This is a genomic window from Corynebacterium cystitidis (assembly GCF_900187295.1).
GTDB lineage: Bacteria > Actinomycetota > Actinomycetes > Mycobacteriales > Mycobacteriaceae > Corynebacterium > Corynebacterium cystitidis.
On sequence record NZ_LT906473.1, the window covers coordinates 2775907 to 2796477 of the forward strand.

The 20571-nt window shown below is 55.4% G+C and carries 16 protein-coding genes; 9 read left to right on the forward strand and 7 right to left on the reverse strand.

All coding sequences use genetic code 11. The annotated features are described in order from the left end of the window. Positions 1-308: 308 nt before the first annotated feature. The gene (locus CKV99_RS13105) at positions 309-2057 is read left to right on the forward strand and encodes an ATP-binding protein (RefSeq protein WP_169872647.1); all 1749 of its coding nucleotides are present in this window, start codon (positions 309-311) and stop codon (positions 2055-2057) included. A 244-nt stretch (positions 2058-2301) separates the two neighbouring features. On the opposite strand, the gene CKV99_RS14415 is transcribed toward CKV99_RS13105, so the two are convergent. Both CKV99_RS14415 and CKV99_RS13110 read right to left on the reverse strand, forming a co-directional pair. Next, complete coding sequence (locus CKV99_RS14415) at positions 2302-2445, reverse strand: hypothetical protein (RefSeq protein ID WP_157728486.1); 144 nt, start codon at positions 2443-2445, stop codon at positions 2302-2304. A 6-nt stretch (positions 2446-2451) separates the two neighbouring features. Continuing rightward, on the reverse strand, positions 2452-3549 hold the full coding sequence (locus tag CKV99_RS13110) for a hypothetical protein (protein WP_231910086.1): 1098 nt from the start codon (positions 3547-3549) through the stop codon (positions 2452-2454). Positions 3550-3738: 189 nt separating this feature from the next. Between CKV99_RS13110 and CKV99_RS13115 the strand changes: the two genes are divergently transcribed. The 3 genes from CKV99_RS13115 (at position 3739) to CKV99_RS13125 (ending at position 9070) form a co-directional block, all read left to right on the forward strand. Then, positions 3739-7230 (forward strand): DEAD/DEAH box helicase family protein, encoded by a 3492-nt coding sequence (locus CKV99_RS13115; protein WP_092259681.1) that lies wholly within the window; start codon positions 3739-3741, stop codon positions 7228-7230. A 178-nt stretch (positions 7231-7408) separates the two neighbouring features. Continuing rightward, the gene (locus CKV99_RS13120) at positions 7409-8374 is read left to right on the forward strand and encodes an Abi family protein (RefSeq protein WP_092259683.1); all 966 of its coding nucleotides are present in this window, start codon (positions 7409-7411) and stop codon (positions 8372-8374) included. A gap of 186 nt (positions 8375-8560) precedes the next feature. Continuing rightward, the gene (locus CKV99_RS13125) at positions 8561-9070 is read left to right on the forward strand and encodes a DEAD/DEAH box helicase family protein (protein ID WP_231910088.1); all 510 of its coding nucleotides are present in this window, start codon (positions 8561-8563) and stop codon (positions 9068-9070) included. A gap of 105 nt (positions 9071-9175) precedes the next feature. Here CKV99_RS13125 and xylB read toward each other — a convergent pair whose 3' ends face one another. Both xylB and xylA read right to left on the reverse strand, forming a co-directional pair. Further along, positions 9176-10546, reverse strand: a complete 1371-nt coding sequence (xylB, locus tag CKV99_RS13130; RefSeq protein WP_092259687.1) for a xylulokinase — start codon at positions 10544-10546, stop codon at positions 9176-9178. 39 nt (positions 10547-10585) lie between these two features. Further along, positions 10586-11779, reverse strand: coding sequence for a xylose isomerase (xylA, locus tag CKV99_RS13135; RefSeq protein ID WP_092259689.1), 1194 nt, complete (start codon positions 11777-11779; stop codon positions 10586-10588). A 132-nt stretch (positions 11780-11911) separates the two neighbouring features. Here xylA and CKV99_RS13140 point away from each other — a divergent pair, with 132 nt between their 5' ends. The 3 genes from CKV99_RS13140 (at position 11912) to CKV99_RS13150 (ending at position 15674) form a co-directional block, all read left to right on the forward strand. Next, positions 11912-13099 carry an ROK family transcriptional regulator gene (locus tag CKV99_RS13140; RefSeq protein ID WP_092259691.1) on the forward strand — a complete coding sequence of 396 codons (1188 nt, stop codon included), beginning with the start codon at positions 11912-11914 and terminating at the stop codon, positions 13097-13099. Next, a complete protein-coding gene (locus tag CKV99_RS13145) occupies positions 13096-14043 on the forward strand; it encodes an aldose 1-epimerase family protein (protein ID WP_092259693.1) in 948 nt (315 codons plus the stop codon). The genes CKV99_RS13140 and CKV99_RS13145 overlap by 4 nt, the downstream gene beginning before the upstream one ends. A 191-nt stretch (positions 14044-14234) precedes the next feature. After that, complete coding sequence (locus CKV99_RS13150) at positions 14235-15674, forward strand: sugar porter family MFS transporter (protein ID WP_231910089.1); 1440 nt, start codon at positions 14235-14237, stop codon at positions 15672-15674. Between the two features lie 248 nt (positions 15675-15922). On the opposite strand, the gene CKV99_RS13155 is transcribed toward CKV99_RS13150, so the two are convergent. Then, the gene (locus CKV99_RS13155) at positions 15923-16831 is read right to left on the reverse strand and encodes a hypothetical protein (RefSeq protein ID WP_092259695.1); all 909 of its coding nucleotides are present in this window, start codon (positions 16829-16831) and stop codon (positions 15923-15925) included. A 438-nt stretch (positions 16832-17269) separates the two neighbouring features. Between CKV99_RS13155 and CKV99_RS13160 the strand changes: the two genes are divergently transcribed. After that, complete coding sequence (locus CKV99_RS13160) at positions 17270-17929, forward strand: hypothetical protein (RefSeq protein ID WP_092259697.1); 660 nt, start codon at positions 17270-17272, stop codon at positions 17927-17929. Continuing rightward, positions 17901-19043 carry an XRE family transcriptional regulator gene (locus tag CKV99_RS13165; protein ID WP_169872650.1) on the forward strand — a complete coding sequence of 381 codons (1143 nt, stop codon included), beginning with the start codon at positions 17901-17903 and terminating at the stop codon, positions 19041-19043. The genes CKV99_RS13160 and CKV99_RS13165 overlap by 29 nt, the downstream gene beginning before the upstream one ends. Before the next feature lie 228 nt (positions 19044-19271). Here the strand turns inward: CKV99_RS13165 and CKV99_RS14420 are convergent, their stop codons facing one another. After that, on the reverse strand, positions 19272-19430 hold the full coding sequence (locus CKV99_RS14420; RefSeq protein WP_157728488.1) for a hypothetical protein: 159 nt from the start codon (positions 19428-19430) through the stop codon (positions 19272-19274). Between the two features lie 674 nt (positions 19431-20104). After that, complete coding sequence (locus CKV99_RS13175; RefSeq protein WP_092259703.1) at positions 20105-20308, reverse strand: cold-shock protein; 204 nt, start codon at positions 20306-20308, stop codon at positions 20105-20107. Positions 20309-20571: the final 263 nt, after the last annotated feature.

The following is a 20571-nucleotide window of genomic DNA, read 5'->3' on the forward strand; positions in this document are numbered from 1 at the left end:
TGCAGGCCAAGCGGTCCGCGCCCGACGTAACGATCGGGCATCGGACATCCAAGGATTCGTAGACGCATTCTAACCCGGATTTTTCATGGGGTTAGGGTGTGGTGTTTGTGGGGTTGGGTAAGGCCGGGGTGAAAGGTAAGACACTGACTAGACACATCAATCACTACACAATCTCATATCTGTCATGTCAGGTGTCACTGCTCTCATATCAGGTATAAGTGTCATCATGTCAGGTTTTTCAGTTCTCATTATAGTTTTTTCCTGCTCTCAGTGCCGTCATGTCAGGTTTCACTGCTATCATGTCAGTTATGCGCGCAGACACTGTTGCTAATGAGGAGAGTCACGAACCCCTTTTTGGACTCTACGACTTAAGTGCGGAACTTGAAAGACTTCGGCGAACTGGGAAAGACAATGAGCGTGTCGAGGTAAAACGTTGCGCCACGAAGGTAGATAAGAGCTTTTGGGAGACAGTCAGCGTATTTGCAAACACAGACGGTGGCCTCATTCTTCTCGGACTCGACGAACCATCATTTACCCCCACTGAGGGATTTGATTTCGAACGAGTCCAAAGTCAGGTAACAGGAGGACTACGAGACGCTGGCCAGACCGAACCGAAAGTAACTCCGGTACCAGAGCATCGGATCGCTTCAATCACCGTTGACGGGACTGAAGTTCTCGCGCTCCGAGTAGAGCCAATGTCTGATTCCCCGCGACTTCGCAAACAGATGCCATGTTTTGTCAGCGCCAAGCAGATAGCCAAAGGGAGCTACAAACGGGTCCTCGACGAGGATCAGCTGCTCAATTCGTACGAGATCTACAGTTTGAGCCACCGGTTCGAGGAAGACCTCACCGACCTGCAACCAGTTGCCGACGCTACGATTGAGGATCTTTCGTCGGAACGCATCGAAGCCCTTATTCGACGGCTCACCTTACTCGGTTCCCGCGTGGCGGACGATACATCGTCCACTGAAGAGATACTGACCAGGCTAAAAGTGATCAACCAGGGGAAACCCACTCTTTCCGGCGTACTAGTCTTTGGCCGTTATCCGCAGCAGTTCTTCCCGCAATACTTCATCGATGTCACTACACATCCTGGACAAGAAAAAGGCATTGGGGACGGGGGTCAGCGTTTTCTGTCGAGAAGACGGTGCGACGGCTGCATGCCGCTGGCTATCGACGATGCACTCCAAGCGGTCCTCAAAGAACTACGAACACAATACGTAGAACAGGACGGAACTATCCGCGAACAGAAAGAAGTGCCCCCGATTGCTATTCGAGAGGCAATCGCCAATGCCGTAATGCACCGGGACTACGGTGAATACCAGAGGGGCCAACAAATCGCGGTGGACATCTACCCCGACCGCATCGAAGTAACTAGCCCCGGCGGTCTATGGTCTGACCGCACCGAAAGCAACATCGTTGATGGCCGGTCTGTGTCGCGGAATACTGGGCTTGTAAACCTGCTCAGCTATGTCATTGATAGTGACAGTAAACAAGTCGCAGAGAACCAGGGCAGTGGAATTCCCCGCATGTTGAAGGCAATGCGGGAAAGCGGGCTACCGCGCCCAGGCTTTAAGGACGAGATTTCGCAATTCACGGTGACACTTCCACGGTTCGGAATATTCACGCATGAAGCTCAGCAGTTCTTAGAGACTTACGGGCACGGCAGGAACGATCTGCAAGATATTGCTCTTATCCTGGCGAGTGATTTAGGAGCTGTCTCACCACAGAATCTCCGTAAGCAACTAGGGATAGACAGTGATGATGCCAGGGCAGAACTCCGTGATCTAGCCAGGCAGCAGTTGCTCCACGAAGTTTCCCCGGATCACTTCGTCCTTCCAAAAGCTGATGTACCGGAGGGGACACCAGTTGCAATTCTTGAGGTGCTTGATCACGATAAGCCACTAAAGACTAAAGAGATAGCCCAGTTAACTGATCGGTCTCCTGCAACAATCCGGACCCACCTTCGCGAACTCGTGGATTCCGGATTGGTCATCGCGACTGCCCCTCCCACAAGCAGAAACAGGGCCTATCTACTAGCGCGTCCGGCCACCTAAGACCCCAGGAATGTTACCTGTATTCATTAGTGCCGTCAGCCTGTCACTCTGGTCCCGATGGACCAAGCCCCACCGCCCAGCAACTTCGCGTTTGTGATGCCGGTGTGGCCAGCGCTGGGCAGTTCGTGGTTTTTGTCACTGCTGTTTGTGTGCTGATCTGCTACAGTACGTGGTGTGTCGACGGGCACGTAAGCAACAAAACGAGGGAATCACGTGCTACTACACGTAATCCCCTCTGATTGACCTAGGAGGTCATCCAGTCGCTGATCTTGTGGATCAAATCCACAAGCAACTTGGATGCTACTCCGGCCAGAACCCGCTTAGCGAAGGCAATCGCCGAGCGGGTTCGCTTCTTTCCATCGTCGGGGCTAGGCCCAGAACTAGACACCACAATTTAAACTAGGTCCCAGACATCGTTTGCATAACGTAATTTTTGAATGCTGGTGTATCGCTGTTTCCGAACAAACGCGGAGCTCTTCCCTTTGCGCTTATTCAGCAGTGGCTTATCGATAGAGACGTGAGACCGGCCGTCCTTTGAGAGCATGAATACTTGATACCGTCCTCCAGGCCATAGTCCGCTGTTAATTCCGTCACGCATGATCTTTCCTAGTTGGCGCTCGTCTCGGTTAGTACTCGCCTGTAGCCGAGCTGCCTCAGCGCTGTTCCAGAGAATATTGTCATAACGCTTTTTAATTCTCGGGATTTCGCGCTTCACTTCTCGGTCAGCATAAAACGCCATGTGAGTGACATTCTGGAAAAAGCGCCCTGCCTGACATATGTAAGCATGTGACTGCTGATAGAAACCCCAAGCGTCACTCGCTGGTACGATAACCGTGTCCAAGGCGATAGTGGAGGAAGGTCTTTTAGCAACAACCGCACGAGTACGATCTGTCTTCTTCATCCACTCTGAAGTATCTTTATTTATCAGACTAGCGAGCCTAAAAACAGCCTCCATTTCGAAGCCGATGTCAACCTTGAGAAGAGAGTCATGATGGGCTACCCGATTACGAAACTTCCGTATTTGCTCTACAAGCGCAGAAATTTCCTTGCGGTTGCCTGAACTATGAGGAAAAGCTCGATGTAAAGTTTGGCGCCACAATTCATCATGTTTCGATCCGAACCAACCTGACCAGAAGCCGAAAGAGAGACCAGCTACTATTTGGTCACGGGTTTCTCGTCCTAATGGGCGCAGTCGTGACCGGACGGTTTCAATATTCTCGGCTTGAGATGTGTAGTAAGGGGGCAAAAGAAACCAGGGAATTCCCCTCGCTGCTTCGTTCACTTTGTCAGATAGCTGAGTGTCCACCGCGTGGCGTAATAAAACCTCGAGGTGGGCCAATTGCTCCAAGGCAGCACCGGCCATTTGGGCATTCCACGAATACAGCTGGAGAGCTACGGTCTTGTCTCCTTGGGCTGCATCCATGTAAGGCTTTACGCGTGGTTCCGAAAAACCTTCCAGAACCGCCTGCTCGTGTTGGTCTTGTGTCTCCATAAGGAAAGATGCTACGCTGTTGGGCGAACGCCCCAGTGTTGCCTCTTTCTAGATTCTAGGAATGCACCTGGGGCTACGTTTTTCTATTCTCTTCGGTGTCATCATGTGGGTTTTACGCCTGTTGCTTTGTGGCCACAATGTAACCTGTAGCTATTAGTGCCGTTCGCCTGTAATTCTGGAGAGATCCCGATGGTCCAAGCCCCGCCGCCCAGCAACTTCACGTTTGTGATGCCGGTGTGGCCAGCGCTGGGCCAAGACGCCATCAGGGCCGAGCGCATGGCACTGCGCCAACCAGATGTCACCGGGATGCTTGCCCGCCGCATCATAGAGAAAGTGGTCAAGCACATCTGGCGCTTCGCCGGTATTGGTGACCCAGCCATGAAAGACCTCAACACGCTCATCGGTGACCCTCGCTTCCAACGCCTAGCAGGCAGCAGCAAAATCAACGCGCTCACGCTAATCCGCAAGGCGGGCAACGATTCAGTACACGACGGTGGCATCAGCCCCGATCGTGCCGTCAAAGTGGTCAAGCACCTATTCGACGTGCTCTCCTGGGCCATCCTGCGCTACTCCCCACACCCAGAATCCCAGCCCACGCAGGCATTCCACGAGGAATACCTGAAACCACCAGAAGGAATACCCCCACAGCGGACCTCCCCGCAAGAGCTCAAGGAGCTTGCCGACGAGCTCGACGCCAAAGACAAGCAGCTCAACGAACAAGAACTGCTGCTCAATGAGACCGAACAAAAGCTACTGGACCAGCAAGAAGCACACGCCCGCGAAAAGGCCCTGTTCGCCCAGAAGCAAGCCAGCACCGAAGAAGAACACGCCACAGCACGCAAAGCCCTCGCCGACGAAATCGCGGAACTACGTGCGCAGCTTCTCGAGGCCCAGCGTAAGCAATCCAACCCGAACGCAGAGCTCCTGCCACCCACCATCAGCGAGGCGGAGACGCGCCGGGACCTCATCGACCCAATGCTGGCACGCGCCGGGTTCACACACGGCTCCAACCTGCTCTACGAGTACCCGGTCGTCGGCCTGCCCACCACCACCGGCGAAGGATTCGTCGATTATGTGCTGCTGGGCAAAGACGGCAAGCCTTTAGGGTTAGTGGAAGCCAAGCGATCGTCGAAAAGCATGAACGATGGCGCAGTCCAAGCAGGGCTCTACGCCGACGCACTTGAAGCGGAGTTCGGGCAACGCCCCATCGTTTTTCTTACCAACGGCTACCACATTCAGCTGGTGGACCTGGATGGTTCAACCCGCGTGGTCGAAGGCTACCCTACGCCTGACCAGCTGTATTCCATGATCTACCACCGCGCGCAACGCAGGTGGCTGGCGGACCAAGAAATTGATGCGGAGATTGCTGGGCGCGACTACCAAATGTCGATGATCCGCGCGGTAACCGAAAGGTTCGAGAATGAAGGCCACCGCCGGGCATTGCTAGTGATGGCCACCGGCACCGGAAAGACACGCGTGGCCATTGCGCTGTCAAAGCTGATGCGAGGCGCGAAGTGGGTGAAGAAGGTGCTGTTCTTGGCGGATCGGCAAGCGTTGGTGGAGCAGGCGCATGAAAACTTCTCCGAGCTCTACGGCAGCTCCAATCCGGTGAACCTTCTGCAAACTCCCGACGAGATCGGCGACGTGTACGTGTCCACCTACCACACTATGATGGGCATGATCAGCGACGACGGTGATACACCAGCCAAGTTCAACCCGTATGACTTTGACCTGATTATTATCGACGAGGCGCACCGCTCCATCTACCACCGCTTTAAACGCATCCTCGACTATTTTGATGCCTATGTGCTGGGGCTGACGGCAACACCGAAATCTGATGTGCACCACGACACGTACTCGCTGTTCCACATTGACGGCAAGGAACCGACCGGCGCGTACTCGTTGGACCAGGCCATCGACGACGGCAACTTGGTGCCCTACAAGACTTACGCTGCCGACTCGCTATTCCTGCGCAGCGGTATGCGTTACAGTGCGCTCTCGCCCGAAGAAAAGGCTGCATGGGATGCACAAGACTGGGGCAATGACGAAGAGGGCAATCCCCTGCCACCGCCCGATGGCGTGGAGGCTAGCCAGATCAACCGGGTGCTGTACAACCGCGACACCATCCGCAAAGTGCTGGGCCAACTAGTTGAGCGCGGCCAGAAAGTCGAAGGCGACCAGCTGGGCAAAACCATCATTTTCGCGCGCACCCAACAGCACGCGGATCTGATCAAGGAAGAGTTTGATACTCACTTCCCCGCTTATGCAGGTGACGGTGCCACGGTGATTACGCACTCGACCAGTTACGCGTCGACGGCGATCAAGAACTTCAAGCGCGCCCATGACAACCCGCGGGTGGCAATCTCCGTCGATATGCTCGACACCGGCATTGACGTGCCCGAAGTGTTGAACCTGGTGTTCTTCAAACCGGTGTACTCCCCCACCAAATTCTGGCAGATGGTGGGCCGCGGAACGCGCCTGCGCCCGGACCTGTTCGGCCCTGGTGAGCACAAAGAATACTTCAGCATTCTCGACTACTGCGGCAACGTAGAGATGTTTACTGATCGGGCGGAAACCGACGACACCGGCACCCGGCCTGTCACCCTGTCGGAGAAGCTGTTTGCCTCCCGCGCGAATCTGATCGCACTGCTGGATAAACACGATCCGGCTAACCCCCTGCGCGGGCGGCTAGCTACCCACCTGCACGAGCTTGTCCTGACCGTGCCCGAGGGCAACATCCTCGTGCGTCCCGACGATCGCCCCATCCTCCACCGTTACCAGGACCCTGCGGCGTGGAGTGAGCTTCACGACGTCGACGTGCTCATTGATCACCTGGCACACTTGCCGTTCGGTGAGATTGTGAAGGACAAAGAGTCCGCGAAGCAGGTGGACCTGCTGGTGCTACAGCTGCAAATGGGGCTGCTGGAGCCGTCGGCAAGCTTTGCTAAAAACAAGCAGAAGCTGGAGCAACTTGCAGGTGATCTGTTGGGGATTGAGCTGGCCCAAGTACGAAAGCACGCTGGGATCTTGGAGCGCGTGCTTGACCCAGAGTGGTGGGAAGGTGTCACCCTTACCGATCTCGAAGAAGCCCGCGTGGTGATCCGAGGGCTTGCGGAGCTGATCCCGCGCAGCCAGCGCAAAATTGTGGTCTTTGACTTTGAGGACACCGTCTCTGATCTGGAAGAAGTGGAGCTCAACCCTGCGAGTGCTGCTGTTGGGGTGCACGAAAGCCGTATCGAGGCACGCTTGCGTGAGTTCTTCAACGAACAGAAGGATTCTGTGGCCATGCAGAAATTGCGCAGCGCGCGCCCACTAACCGAGCAAGACATTGCTGCCCTGGAAGAGATGGTTGCGCAGGTGTCGTCGGAAGACGTAGAGCGGGTGCGCAAGAGTTTAGGCGGTGGCGACAGCGTACCAGCGTTTATCCGCAGGTTAGTGGGCCTTGAACCGGACGCTGTGCGTGCTGAGTTTGCGGACTTCCTCGATGGCTCGACCCTGACCGCGAATCAGATCGGTTTTACTAAGACGCTGGTGGACGTGATCTGCAGCCAGGGTGGGATTGAAATCAGCAGCATCTGGGAACCCCCGTTTGATGCCTATCCACTAACTGATCTGTTCGAGACAAGCCAGATCGTGGACATCACCTCGCGGATCAAGAAGATTAACGAGGTGGCTGGGTAAGGTTGCTCTCTGTAACTTCTGGAGGTGCTCACTAGCCCGGATTTTTCATGGGGAAGGAGTAAAAGGTGGCGGGGGTCGGTAGCATTGACAGATTGAGTGAAGTAAGATAGTTTACTCATAAGAGTTCAGCCTGCCCGATCAATTCGGAGTGGGCTGATCGTATTTCAGGGGGAACGAGATGAGCGATCCGAAACCTTATACGACTATCGATGAGCGTATCGCTTTTTTGACGGCGCGGGGAATGTCCTTAGATGTTGATGAGGCGCGTCATTGGTTGAGTGTGGTGAATTACTACAGGCTAAGTGGTTATTGGTACCCTTACCGATCTCGAAAAAACGGGGAGACTTTAGAAAGCTTTCAGCCAGGCACCGAATTCTCGCAAGTTGCACACCTCTATGAGTTCGATCGAAAATTGGGTACTCTCATCCATGACGGTTTGGAACGTATTGAAGTAGCGCTTCGGGCTAGTCTGGTCGAAACTCTAGGTGTTCAAGGGCCAATGGTATACCAGGATCCAACAGTTTTTCGCCCGGACTTTAACCACCATAAATGGATGGCTCGAGCAAGAAAGCGGGTTGAGCGTGCCCGCAGGCATAGCGCCGTAGTGCAGCATCATGATAAGCATTACGACGGCCAGCTCCCACTGTGGGTTTTGGTCGATTTCCTCGACTTTTCAGATAGTTCACAGTTGTTCGAGGGGCTACGCGCGGCGGACCAATTTAGCGTTGCGCAGACACTTAACATGGCTCCAGATGTCCAAGTCCTCAGTAAAACTCAAGCAAGGAAAGTGAAAAAGCAGCAGCCACTGGTGCGATGGCTTGAACAGTTGACAATTTTACGTAATACAACCGCCCATTACGGAAGAGTGTGGAACAGTACTTACGTGCCTGCTGGCACAACGGCTTTAAAAGCATCGTTTAGTAACTTCGGCTCGTTGCCCGAATCTACGAGTTACAGGGTGTACGGCAGCTTAGTAGTAATCGGGCACATCCTATCGTTAGTGTCTCCAGGCAGTACATGGTTGTGGAAGGTACGGACATTAGTAGAAGATCTCTTTTTACCTTTTACGGGCTTGTCGGTGACAGATATGGGATTTCCAGACGGGTGGCAAGAACATTCAATTTGGACACCCCGAGGAGCCTGAAGACTTGCCAACCAATCGTCGTTAAGCGCTTGCCTAACCCACAGTTCAAGGCCTACTACTGTGAGGGGTTGGTAGCACCCTACTGCCGTAATTGTTAGGCCGGATACAGGGTTCGACGGCTACCACATTCAGCTGGCCGAGCAGGAGATCGATGCAAAGATCGCCGGGCGGGATTACCAAATGTCGATGATCCGCGCTGTCACCGAACGGTTCGATAATGAAGGCCATCGCCGAGCCTTGCTGGTGATGGCTACCGGTACAGGCAAAACGCGCTTTGCCATTGCGCTGACGAAGCTGATGCGCGGCGCGAAGTGGGCCAAGAAGATTCTGTTTTTGGCGGACCGGCAAGCGTTGGAGGAGATGGTTGCGCAAGTGTCTGCCGAGGATGTGCAGCGGGTGCGCGAAAGCATTGGTGGTGGCGACAGTGTGCCCGCGTTTATCCGCAGGTTAGTGGGCCTTGAACCGGACGCTGTGCGTGCTGAGTTTGCGGACTTCCTCGATGGCTCGACCCTGACCGCGAATCAGATCGGTTTTACTAAGACGCTTGTCGACGTCATCTGCAGCCAGGGTGGGATTGAGATCAGCAGTATTTGGGAACCGCCTTTCGACGCTTACCCACTGACGGACTTGTTCGAGACAAGCCAGATCGTGGACATCACTACGCGGATCAAGAAAATCAACGAGGTGGCTGGGTAATGTCACTGCCGGAAAGATGTCGTGGTGGCCTTTTCATTCAGTTAATTCAGTCGTCCCGCACCATTGGCTGGTGCGATTGCTGCGCTTACCCGCACGCCCGCAAGCTTACTCTCCCCGGGCATCCCGGTAGGTGGCAAGCACTTCGGGGTGGTGGTCACCTTCAAAGATCGTCTTCTTCGGCTCAGCCCACTGCGGTATCGTGTCCTTCCCTGACAGGGCCCAGGCAGCCTGCCGGGCTGCGCCGAGTGCTACATATTCGGCTTCTTCAGGGACAAAGATGGGCCTGCCAAAGATGGTGGGTGCCAGCTCGCGCACCGCACGAGATTTGGCCCCTCCACCGATCAATAGCAAATTTTCGGAGTCTTGTGAAGTGACCTTTTCGAGGAGATGGAGGGCGTCGGCAAGCGAGCAGAGCAAACCTTCTACGATGGCGCGGGCGAAGTCCTCGCGCCGTACTTTACGGGTCAAGTTAACCATGCGGCCGGTTTCGTGCGGGCGGTTGGGTGTGCGCTCGCCGTCAAGATATGGGACAAACACGGCGCTGCGAGCACCCGGTTCGGAAGCCAGTGCCAAGTCGGAGAGTCCCTCGTAGTCCACGCCTAGCAGCTCGCAACCGAAGTCGAGGATCCTGGAGGCGTTGAGGGTACAGGCCAGCGGGAGCCAGGCCCCGGTGGCGTCGGCAAAGCCATTGATGGAACCGGTGGGGTCGACGGCCATGGTGGGGGTGGTCATGGCGACAACACCGGAGGTACCGATGGAAATGGAGGCATCCGCCCCCTCTAGGCCCAAGCCGAGGGCAGCTGCCATATTGTCGCCGGTGCCGGGCGCAATGGCAGCGCCAGAAGGGGTGCGCCCCATAATGGCATTAGGGCGGGGCGCTATCGTGGGCACGGCGAAGTCCTTACCCAGTGCTTGCACCTTGAGCTGGGTACTCCACGCATTTGTGTGCGGGTCGAAGTAACCCGTGCCGGAGGCATCGCCACGGTCGGTAAACCACACGTCGCCGTTGCTGAGGTGGTAGCTGACATAGTCGTGCGGTAACACCACACGGTGGGTTCGCTTCGCGTTTTCCGGCTCGTGGTCGCGCATCCACCGCAACTTCGTCGACGTGATGGATGCCACGTGTACCGAGCCGGTCTTGTAAACCGCCTGTTCAGGGCCACCCATTTCGGCGATAAGAGCCTCCGCTGCCCCGGCGCTGCGCGTATCGTTCCACAGCAGGGCATCGCGGACCGGTTCATTTGCCTCGTCGAGCGCAACCATCCCATGCTGTTGGCCACCGACTGCAAGTGCGTGGGCTTTGTTCAGGAAGGGTGCTGTTGCTTCGTCGACGGCAGCTAGCCAAACCTTTGGGTCAACCTCGGTGCCGTCCGGGTGTGCTACCTTGCGGCTTTCCAGGATCTCGCCTGAGTCGGCATCGACAAGCAACGCCTTGGTGGACTGCGTGGAAGAATCGATTCCGATCACCCGAGCCATGAAAGGTCCCTCCTTGCTAATAGACCTTGTAGATTCTGCTTACTTACCAAAACCCAACAAGTGGCGCATGGCCAGCTGGTGCAGCTGCACGAATCCGTAGTTACGCTTGCCGGCTTCCTCGGCATCGAATTGCTCGTAGGCGGTAGCGTCGTTAAGCAAATCTTCGATGCTTTCACCCTCTGCCAAGGTAGGCTCGGCCAACTCGAACACGCCGGAGTACTTCATCGCCTCTTGCACCTCGGGATCCTTGCGGAAGGCCACGGCGCGCTCCTTGAGCATAAGGTACATCTCCATGTTTGCGGCGGCCGCATCGTACTGGCCCTTGGTGTACTCGGTACGCGAAGGCTTGTAGTCAAAGTGGATCGCACCCTCGTAGGGGGTGGGGCGCGACGGGAACCCGTTGACCAGCAAGTCCACCGTGAAGAAGGCGTTGATCAGATCGCCGTGGCCGAAGACTAGGTCCTGGTCGAACATCGGGCCATTCTGGCCGTTGAGGTCGATGTGGAAAAGCTTGTTTGCCCACAGCGCTTGCGCCAAACCGTGGTTGTAGTTGAGCCCCGCCATCTGTTCGTGGCCGGTCTCTGGGTTGATTCCCACGACATCGCCGTTGTCGAGCTGTTCAATGAAAGCAAGGGCGTGGCCCACGGTGGGCAAGAAGATATTGCCGCGCGGCTCGTTGGGCTTGGGTTCGAGGCCAATGCGCATGTCGTAGCCACGGGACTTGATATAACCCGCGACGGTATCAATGCCTTCGGCGTAGCGCTGGTGAGCGGCAAGGAGATCCTTGGAAGAATCGTATTCGGAGCCTTCGCGACCTCCCCACATCACGAAAGTCTTGGCGCCCAGCTCTGCGGCTAGGTCTACGTTTTTTAGCACCTTGCGCAGCCCGAAGCGACGCACTGCCCGGTCGTTGGAGGTGAAGGCACCGTCTTTGAAGATTGGGTGATTGAATGTGTCGGTGGTGATCATCTCCACCACCATCCCGGTATCTTCCGAGGCCTTCTTGATGGAGTCGATGGCGCCTTGGCGCTCGGAGTCGCTCGCGTCGAAGTCGAAAACATCATTGTCGTGGAACGTAAAGCCCCATGCTCCGAGTTCGGCCAGGCGGTGGATTTGTTCGACTGGGTCCAGGGCAGGGCGGGTGGCCTTGCCAAATTGGTCCTGCGCGCGCCAGCCGGTGGTCCAAAGACCGAATGTGAACTTATCTTTCTTCGAGGGGGTGAGGTTGGTCATGACACATCCTTCCGTCATTATGAAGTGAACAATAGTTAGTATGGGTTACTAACTAACTTGTGTCAAGGGCACGCCTACCCGTAAAAACTTGATCTTGGTCACTAGCGCTAATCTGATCTAAAAGGAGTGACAATGCGCCCTACTGACTTAAGAACCCACAACTTGGCTAAACTTATCCGCTTAATCGATGAGGGGCTTGAGCCCCTATCGCGTGCGAGCTTGGCTAAAAGCGCCCAGCTGACCAAGCCGACCGTCTCCAAACTGGTCGATGAACTCGTAGCCGGCGGCTTAGTAACCGAAGGCGCACCCGAACACGATGGGCGCTCCGGACGCCCCTTTACCCCGTTGACCATCTCGCAGGGTTCCCATTTCGGCATCGCCACATCATTTTCGGCAGACCACCTAGGGATTCGTCTCCAGGATCTCGCGGGAAACGTGGCCCACGAAGCCTATGACTACTTTCCCCTCCGCGACGTTGACAGCACACTGCCTCGGGTAATCAGTCTTCTTCAGGGTGCGTTGGCCTACCTCCCGAAAGGTGCCACCGTTGTGGGTTTCATCGCCAGCATCCCTGGGCGGATAGATAGCCAGGAAAAGTACATCATTTCCGCCCCAAACCTTGACTGGGACGACATCCCCCTGGGCGAGTTGATTGATAGCGCCGTCGCACGGGAGATTGCCCTACCGTTGCCACCGGTGCGCCTGGTAAACGATGCACGTGTGGTTACAGCCACGGAGCTTGCTGCGCGTCCTGGCCAGTCATTTGTGGTTCTCTACGGGGAAACGGGCATCGGCGGGACGATCGTCCTGGACGGGAAGATCCTGGGTGGCTGTGAAGGGTGGGCGGGCGAGATTGGCCACACCATCGTCGATCCGAACGGTCCGCAGTGCCGCTGCGGAAACCACGGGTGTTTGGAGGCCTACGCTTCTTACTGGGCGCTGTGCAAGAGGGCTTCCCTCCCCAGCGACATTCCTATTAGCGCACTGCCCGAGCATCTCCCGCCGGAGGTTTTGGAAGAGGTCGGGTACTGGATCGGAGTTGCCGTCTCCAACGTATTGACCTTTCTTGATATTCACACGGTTGTGTTCGCAGGTTATCTTTCTACTTTTTATAGCTACGTTAAAGAGTCGATCAAGGAAACGATTGCGCAGCGCACCCTCGATTTTCCGCATCGCAGCATTGAGATGCATCCCCTTAAAGTAAATGAGGATGCCCTCCTGCTCGGCGGCTGCATCGAAGCACTCAAGCCGGTATTCGAACAGCCTAACCTGTGGATCAACGGGGCATTAGGCTTATCCCCAAAGGACGGACTCACATGAGCATGGCACACCCCAGTGGCGAACAATTCACCATCTCTTCCTCAGGCTTTCAGGCGGTGATTACCAGCGTGGGTGCGTCGTTGCGCTCACTCACCTTTAACGGCAAGCCCATGATAGATAGTTTTCTTATCGACGAGATCCGGCCCGCCTTTCATGGGGCACCGTTGGCACCTTGGCCCAACCGCATTGCCGATGGACGGTACACCTTTCGCGGGCAAACCTACCAAGTGGCGCTTACAGAACCGGAACGCGGAAATGCTCTCCATGGACTGGTGTGTTGGGATGAATGGTCACTTGAACAGGGCGGCGCGGACCGTGTTCGGCTTAGCACCGTCATTGCCCCTCAGGCGGGGTACCCGCACCGAGTGAAGGTCACTACCGAATACCTGCTAAGCGGTTCCGGCCTGGTGTGGACGGTTACCGCTCAGAACCTGGGCGGTTCCGTTGCCCCTGTGGGCTTGGGTACTCATGCTTACTTAAGGCCCCACGCAGGGGCAGTGGACGATTGGTGTCTCGCGCTGCCTGCAGCGCAGGTGCTCGACGTGGACCCCCACCGCCTGCTTCCGCGACAATGGCATTCCGCAGATAGCTTCCCTCCGTCCGCTCCGTTTGGCTTTGTCTCTGGGAAGGGGCTCGACGGCATGGTAGTAGATCACTGCTTTAGCCTTATCGACGGTCAGCCGGGTGTGGCAAAGTTGACCAATATCGTCACTGGTGAGGCCGTGACCATGACCTGGGATGCGACACTGTGCCCCTGGGTGCAGGTGTGTACATCGGATTTTGACGGAACGAGCCATTTTCGCACCGGACTAGCAGTAGAGCCAGTGACATGTCCCCCGAATGGGTTCAATTCGGGGGAGGGGGTCGCTGAACTTGAGCCGGGGGAAGAGCTATCTATCTCGCTGTCGTTGAGCTGCAATTATGGAGAAATCTGCGGCAGCTAAGGTCGCGCGGCGTGTCCCACCTTTTTTGATAACTTGATCACCCTAAAAGCGGGAATGTGACCTATTTATCTTTACTTTGAAGGGGTACTGTAGCTAACCTCAATTAGTAAGTAATCTTTACTTACCAATAGTACAGGCGGAAACAACCAGTCCGGTACTGGTCAACCGACTCTCCAGGAAGGAGCAGAAACGTGATTGAATCTGACTACGCGCCGTCTGCGAAGGAATCTTCGCATCGACACGACGGTCGCCTTTCAAAAAATCTCATCGGGATCGTCCTTGTTGCAGCGCTAGGAGGCCTGCTCTTCGGTTTCGATTCCGCAATTATCAACTCCGCTGTGGATGCCATCGCTGGTGACTTTGTGCTGTCACCAGGGCTTACGGGATTCACGGTATCTTGTGCGCTACTCGGCGCTGCCGCCGGCGCGTGGATCGCTGGACCGTTGACTGACCGTTACGGGCGAGTAAGAGCCATGCTGGTTGCCTCGGCGTTGCTGTCTATCTCCGCAATCGGGAGCGCCTTCGCCATCGGCGTAATCGACCTGATCGTCTGGCGTTTCGTTGGAGGTATGGGCGTCGGCCTTGCGTCAGTGATCGCCCCGGCATATATCGCCGAGGTCTCCCCGGCCGAGCATCGAGGGCGGCTGGGCAGTACTCAGCAACTTGCCATCATGTTCGGCATGTTCGTGGCGCTGCTTACCGGCGCGTCTATCGCCTGGGCTGCAGGCAGCGCGTCATTTGAGATAGCTGGGATGAAAGCATGGCGGTGGATGTTCCTATCCGAGATTGTCTTCTCGGTGATTTACGGCCTGCTGGCACTTAGGCTCCCAGAGTCTCCTCGTTACTTGGTAATCAAGGGGGACTTGGAGGAAGCTAGCGCCATTCTGCAGCAGTATGTCGGTGTTTCTGCTGAGAGGGTTGATGGCTCCATCGCCGATATCCGGGCAACTGTTGAGAGCGAAAAACGACAATCCTTCAGCGACCTGCTCGGCGGGCGCTTTTTCTTCCGCCCCGTGGTCTGGGTGGGTATCCTACTGTCCATTTTCCAGCAATTCTGCGGCATCAACGTAATCTTCTACTACTCCACCACTTTGTGGAACTCCGTGGGATTCGAAGAATCGGACTCCCTGCTCATCTCCGTAGTCACCTCCATTATCAACGTGATATTCACCGTAATTGCCTTCCTTCTCGTGGATAAGGTTGGTCGCAAGAAGCTTCTAATTACCGGTTCTGCCATCATGACTATCGGGCTCAGTGTCATGAGCCTGGCCTTTTCACAGGCAGTAACTACCGCTGACGGTGCAGTTTCGCTTCCAGGGAACTGGGGGGTCGTTGCTCTCGCCGCAGCCAACTTCTTTGTTATTGGATTCAATATCAGCTGGGGTCCAGTGGTGTGGGTGCTGCTGGGGGAGATCTTCCCCAACAAGATTCGCGCGGTGGCCATGGGGGTGGCAGTCGCAGTCCAATGGATTGCCAATTTCATTGTCTCGACAACATTCCCAATCCTGGCGGAAAGCAACTTGGCCTTCGCGTACGGAATCTACGCATTCTTTTCCGGATTGTCGCTCATCTTCGTGATCACCATGGTCAAGGAAACCAGGGGCCGTACCTTGGAAGAAATGGAAATGTAAGGTTCGGGCCGCTAGCGTTCGGTCTTCTATCCTTCGGATCTACTCTCGGCTCTACCCGCCCGGAAAACCCGGGTCGATGGGCAAACACACGTTCTTGCAGCCCTTGTCGACGATCGGGCGGTAGCACAGCCGAGGGTGGTGCGTTCGGGCATGGTGACGGTGATTTCGCCGGTTTGGTCGAGATCCGCCAGATCGTAAACATTACCTCGCGGATCAAGGAAATCAACGAAGTGGCTGGGTAGGGCCGTCTATGCCCAGTCAAAAACGGCGGTTTCTAGGTCGATTTGTGCAACACCACCGCCACCGAACTTCAATCCACCAAATTCATATAATTCAAGATAGTAGGGGCCTAACCCTTCGGGAACACCTTGCTGATGAAAACTGGTGCCACCAAAGTGACTGCGGCCTTGGTGTTCATTCAGCCAACGGGCCCACGCTCCGTCTTCGCCAGGCGCATCCTCATCCCATTGGACTACGCGGTAACCATTCGAAGCAAACCGACCACGTTGACCAGCGGGGTCGTACGCGGCAAATTCCTGGGGTGCAACCCCTACGTTCAGGTCGCCTTCGCGAGGGCTCATCCACACAAAAGTATCCGGCTGCCCAGTGTTGTCCCAGGCACTAATATCTCCGTCGACGGGTTCGTGTTCGCCAGCTCGGCGTGGATCAGGTGGAGGGGCTGTGCGCGGGCCCCTAAATTCTTCGTCGGTAAGCCAGATCAGCCCAAATTCGCCATCAATGATATCTTGCAGGCGCCACAGCATAGGGTGTTCGTGCGCTGCAGAGACGGTGAGTTGTTTTAAAAATGGGTCGGTCACCTGCTCAGAAGTTAACGGTTGCCCAGCGAATATCTCTCTAATGCCTTTTTTGGGCTCAGAAAACTGGCCTTCGCCTTGAAAGAAGGACACGGCCACGTATTGGTTTCCTTGTTTGCGATACTCATCTGGTACCCACACGGTGATGGCATGCATCATGGGAAGCCCAGAGTTCTTGCCCCGTGGCCACTGCTCAGGCCTAATATTGGGGCCGAAATCCCCAACAAAGCCAGCCTGCATGGGATTGTTCAGGTTCACGCTGGGCCGCAAGGTGGGGTTACGCAGAAGCCGGTCGGGTCTGGGACCAAACCCAAGGTCATAGGCACGAATTGGCTTTTCCATCGAGGCCTTCTTCCATCAACGTTGGTTTGATGCCTGCTACGAAGACAGATATTACAGATATTAAGGTATGTAGGCGTTTGGGTGTGCAAGCATTTAGGTCCATATTTTAATCCAGGCTTTTGATGTGAGGCGGAGCCCCTGCCGGGTGTGAGAACATGATCTACAAAGCTCCCAAAAATTACGTAGATTCACTTGGCCCATTAACCAGATTGTCAATAAGGTTCCACTAGACGTCCCGGGGATACGGATGAAGTGAATTTACGCAATCGGTACTACGCATTTAACGATTGACCGCTGAGCCGCCCAACCTTCACAAGGTGCCGAGCTGCCCGCTACAAGCAGAAGAATCTCCCCCGATGACAAGCGGATGGTTAGCGGTGGGAAGCTCAGCCATGTAAAGTGGGAAATGTCTGGTTTTGCAACATGGAATGAGGGGGCATGGGCCGTCCAATAGCTGCCAACGAAGTAACCGTCATCAGCGAGGATCATGCCGCTGAGTCTGTAGCGTCCCTAGGCTTGGATCTTGACCTTATTGTTCAGGCATTGCGGGATGGAGAAGTAGGATCACGTGAAGCATACAGCGACCGCTCGTTTCCTCCGACGGCCCCCGGTTACTTTCGGTGGGCCCATACGGTTGCCTCGCTGCGACGCGCACATGTGAAAGACGGCGAATGGGAGCTGCATAACGATCACAATCGGCCACTACTTAAATCACCTGCGGGTGAGCTTACCGTGACGGCATGCGGCGGGACTGCTGATGTGGGCGACCCCGAAGGAAAGCCCAACGTTGCGAATAGAAAAGGGCGAGCAACCGAACGCGCATATGACCAGTTGGAACTTATTTCCTTATCGCAAGTGCTGAGAATCCGGATTGCCGAAGATTCGGTGCCCGTCGATGGGCACTGGATGTTGCTGTACTACCGTAGTAAAGACGAACTAAGGGTTGAGCTTTCGCTTCCCAAAGGGATCGAAAATGGCCTGGTCAGTGGATGGCACACGCGTATCATGTTGCCATCCCTCCTGTTCGATGAAGAGTTAGAGGAGCTACCCGGGCGAGATGGAGAAAACGATGTCGATTTCTACCTCGAAGAGGCATAGAGACTGGCTCGTTGAACCGACCAGGATCACGGTGGCACGACGGCGCCGCGGAATGACGAAAACATCGTTGGCAAAAGAACTCGATGTCACCACCAGGACGGTTACAAGGTACGAAAACGATGGAGCCCCGTGCGATGCAGCGCAACGGCTCTCGTCAGTTCTTAATTTTCCAGAAGACTACTTTTTTCTTGATCCACCAGCCCTGATTGAGCGAGATGATTTGGCCTTTCGATCGGCTGCGCGCACCTCTGCAGCTGTGAAAGAGGCTGCGGTAGCGTCGGCAAGCCACGGTGTGGACTTCCACCAGTGGCTCAACAAACACATTAAGTCGCCCCCGCCATCGGTTACATTCTTGGGAAACATGAGCCCGGAAGAAGCGGCAGGACAACTCCGCCATGAATGGGGGTTAGGCACGGACCCGCTTCCAAACCTCGTTCAATTGGCGGAATCCCATGGCGTTCGAGTCTTCGGAATTCCAGCCCTCGCGGATTCAGTAGACGCATTCTCCATGTACTACGAGGGCCAGCCATACATTTTCCTGACCCGGCGCAGGACACCCGAAGGCGTCCGGTTCGACATTGCACACGAACTAGGTCACCTAGTGATGCATTCACGTGGAGCCGACTACGCCGCCGGAAAAGAAGAGGAGCGCGAGGCTGACAGGTTTGCGGCTGAGTTTCTTATGCCCACCGCGTCGATAAGCAACTACATGCCACAAGACCCAACCGAAGAACGTCTTTTCGAGCTGAAACGCTTCTACGGGGTCTCCGCCATGGCGATGGCGGTGAAAGCGAAGACCACGGGCAAGTTGACGCAGTGGTCCTACCGGTCGGTGAGGCGACGTTTGATAAGCGGCGGATTCGATAAAGGCGAACCTGGTGGCTTGAGTAGCTATGAGCAGTCGCGAGTGTTCCAGTTCCTTTTCTCTCCCGCTCGCACACAACGCTGGACACCTGCCACAGTGGCTAAAGACTTGTGTATACCGGTTGAGGATCTCCAGTCGCTTACCCTCAACACCGTGCTAGGAGCGGTTCCTGCGGCGAAGCAAGAATCTTCCTACACTGTAGACCCCGAGGAGCATTCTCGGCCTCAACTGCGGATTGTGAAAAGTTAGGCCTTAGCTGCCAGTCCTCAGCTAGTTTTGTCGCCGCGCCAACCGCTTCTGCAAATCCTTACCAACCACGAAGGGTCGGATACGTTTTTTCTTGTGCCACCAGAGTATATGGGTCATATCAAGCCCTCATGGCGATTATAGTGGCGACTGGGGTTCCGGGGACTTGTAATCAACACTATCGGCAGTATTGTGACTATGATGACCGGCGCTAGTCTGTCTACTTCTGCGCTAAATCGGTATCGCGTAACAATCGACCAGCAAAGCAAATGCTGTTCTATCAGGGACATGGAAGAAGAAAAGAAGAACACGGCGAAGAATAAGCGCCAGATCAACCTGGCTGATTGTATTCTGACCTGTCTCTTTTTCGTGTGTTTCCTCATCATTCAAGGAAAATACCGTTGGGTCTTGATCGTTGTGATGGTATTTTCGCTGAGTCGTTGGTTGAAGAGGCGTAGCTGGGCGACGGCATCGTTGATAAATGTCTCGGGTTTAGCTGCCTCGACCTGTAGATCGTTGAAGGTTCCCATCATATGCACGCTGTGACTAGCAATCCGAATCAAAGACACCTCCTTATGTCGTGAAAACCGGACATGGCTGTTTTGTGTATGCACTGAGGGGTTCGAGAGGATGCGGAACCGGAGGGAAAGCGCGCAGCGCCCCGAGAACTTGAGCAGCGCCCCGGGGAACCCGGTAAACCCTGGTAACGGCGACCTCACTAGCGGCAAACAGGCCCGGGATGGCTTCGCCGTTGGTGCTCAGCACCTTGGTGCCCGGCTCAAACTTGGTATCTTTTGGGATATTCATCTGGTTCGCCACGACATGAACCGAGTGAACCGCCGGATGCAGCTCTCCAGAAAAGCGGTGGTTCCCTCGTCGATAAGCGAGTCCTGCTCGCACTCCCTCATGCACCAATCCCACAACAACTCGTTACCAGGCATGACAAAGGCACCAACCAAAAACTGAGCATGAAAAAGCCCGCACGAACACTAAAACGTGTCCATGCGGGCTGATTCTGAAAAGTCAGTGCAGCTCACAGCGCTATAGCCCCACCTAGGGGCGAACTACAGTGCGCGTACCTGCTGAGCCTGTGGGCCCTTTGCGCCTTCGCCGACTTCGAACTCGACAGCCTGGCCGTCTTCAAGGTTGCGGTAGCCGCCGCCCTGGATTTCGGAGAAGTGCACGAACAGGTCGTCCGAGCCATCATCTGGAGCGATGAAGCCGTAGCCCTTGTCGCCGTTGAACCATTTCACAGTTCCCTGTGCCATACAAATACCTATTTCTTGAGGTGGTGTACACCCACCAGCATGCTTCACTGATGAGCGAGTCGAGAGCACTCCACTAAAAATGACTCAAGCGAATCATCAGTAGGGCCCGCGTACGAATTTCCTGCGAGCGCTAAAAATCTTTAAAACTTTCAAACACCGTGCAATAAACCGCGACTACTTCTCAGTGTGTCACACATGTGGTGCCCGGTCAATCGGAGACAAGCAAGGACACCTGCGCGAAGCCCGGCTCTCCGGGCCAGGGC